This window comes from Promicromonospora citrea (assembly GCF_013004695.1).
Taxonomy (GTDB): Bacteria; Actinomycetota; Actinomycetes; order Actinomycetales; family Cellulomonadaceae; genus Promicromonospora; species Promicromonospora citrea.
Genome location: NZ_JABEMG010000267.1, coordinates 1 through 1870 on the forward strand (window position 1 = coordinate 1; position 1870 = coordinate 1870).

Below are 1870 nucleotides of genomic sequence, written 5' to 3' on the forward strand. Positions count from 1 at the left end.
CCCTTCACGGCTCCTTGCATGATGCCGGCGACGAGTTGTTTGCCGACGAAGACGAACATGATGAGCAGGGGCAGGGTGACCAGGAAGACGCCGCCCATGACCAGGGAGTAGTCGACGAAGTAGTTGGACTGCAGGGACTTGACGACCAGGGGGAGGGTGGGGTTCTGGGAGGACAGGACGATGCTGGGCCAGAAGAAGTTGGTCCATTGCTGGACGAAGGTGAACAGGCCGAGCATGGCGGCGGCGGGGCGTGCGGCGGGTAGGGCGATGGACCAGAAGGTGCGGATCATGCTGGCGCCGTCGACGCGGGCGGCTTCGATGAGCTCGTAGGGGAGGGCTTCGGAGAGGTATTGGGTCATCCAGAAGACGCCGAAGGCGGTGACCAGGGCGGGGACGATGACGGCTTGGAGCTGTCCGATCCAGCCGAGGTCGGTCATGAGGATGTACAGGGGGATGACGCCGAGCTGGGTGGGTACGGCCATGGTGGCGATGACGAAGACCAGCAGGGGTCCGCGGCCGCGGAAGCGGAGCTTGGCGAAGGAGTAGCCGGCCAGGGTGGAGAACAGGACCACGGAGGCGGCGGCGGCCACGGAGATGATGACGGAGTTGGCCAGCGCGAGCCAGAAGTTGATCTGGGTGGACTGGATCACTGTCTGGAACTGGGTGAACAGGCTGGTGTCGGGCAGCCATTGGGGGACGGGGTTGCGGGAGATCTCCACGGGGTCGGAGGACCCGAGCAGGAGGGTGTAGTACAGGGGGAAGGCGGAGATCAGCAGGGTGAGGGTCAGCAGGGTGTAGACGACCGACCCGGCGCGTCGGGTGCCGCCGTGGTTGCGGCGGCGGCGGTTGCGGTTGCGGGCGGCGGCGCGGGCGGCGCCGGGGCCGGCGGTCTGGGCGGTGACGGCGACGGAGCTCATGCCCTCCCCCCGTTCTTCTTCTTCGTCTTGGTGGTCTTGGTGGTGTTGGTGGAGATGCGGCGGGTGATGGCGAAGTTGATCAGGCCGATGAGGATGATCAGCAGGAACAGCAGCCAGGCCACGGCTGAGGCGCGGCCCAGGGAGTGCTGGTCGCCCCAGGCCAGGTCGTAGAGGAACACGACGGTGGTCATCCAGTTCTGGTCGGGGCCGCCCAGGCCGTAGACGTCGAACATGCGGACCTCGTCGAAGATCTGCAGGCCGCCGATGGTGGAGGTGATGACCACGAAGATGATGGTGGCGCGGATCTGGGGGACGGTCACGGAGAAGAACTGGCGCACGCGTCCGGCGCCGTCGATGACGGCTGCTTCGTACAGCTCGCGGGGTACTGCTTGCATCGCGGCCAGGAAGATCAGGGCGTTGTACCCGGTCCAGCGGTAGTTGACCATGGTCGCGATCGCGAGGTGGCTGGCCAGGCGGTCGCCGTGCCAGGCGACGGGGTCCAGGCCGATGGTGCCCAGCAGGGAGTTGATCAGGCCGTACTGGTCGGCGAACAGGCGTCCGAAGATCATCGAGACCGCTACGGGGGCCACGACGTAGGGGATCAGCACGCCCATGCGCCAGAACGTGGCCGCGCGCAGGTTCTGGTCCAGCAGGGCGGCGATCGTGATCGCGATCAGGACCTGCGGGATCGAGGACAGCACGAAGATCGAGACGGTGTTGCCCAGGCTCTTCCAGAACGTGGGCTGGGCCAGCACGTCGGAGAAGTTCTGCAGGCCGACGAAGTCGCCCTGCCCGCCCAGCAGGGACCAGTCGTGCACCGAGACGTAGGCGGTGTAGGCCAGGGGGAACAGGCCGGTGACCGCGAACAGCACGAAGAACGGTGAGATGTACAGGTAGGGGGACAGCTTCACGTCCCAGCGGCCCAACCGCTGGGAGAAACCGAGCCGGCGCGG

At 66.6% G+C, this 1870-nt stretch carries 2 protein-coding genes; both read right to left on the reverse strand.

Going from position 1 to position 1870, the window contains the following annotated elements; translation table 11 throughout:
- A partial coding sequence (locus HLB15_RS23470) for a carbohydrate ABC transporter permease (RefSeq protein WP_171109162.1) occupies window positions 1-917 on the reverse strand: 917 nt, incomplete at its 3' end.
- On the reverse strand, window positions 914-1870 hold a 957-nt coding region (locus HLB15_RS23475), incomplete at its 5' end, for a carbohydrate ABC transporter permease (RefSeq protein WP_249360547.1). The genes HLB15_RS23470 and HLB15_RS23475, both read right to left, overlap by 4 nt.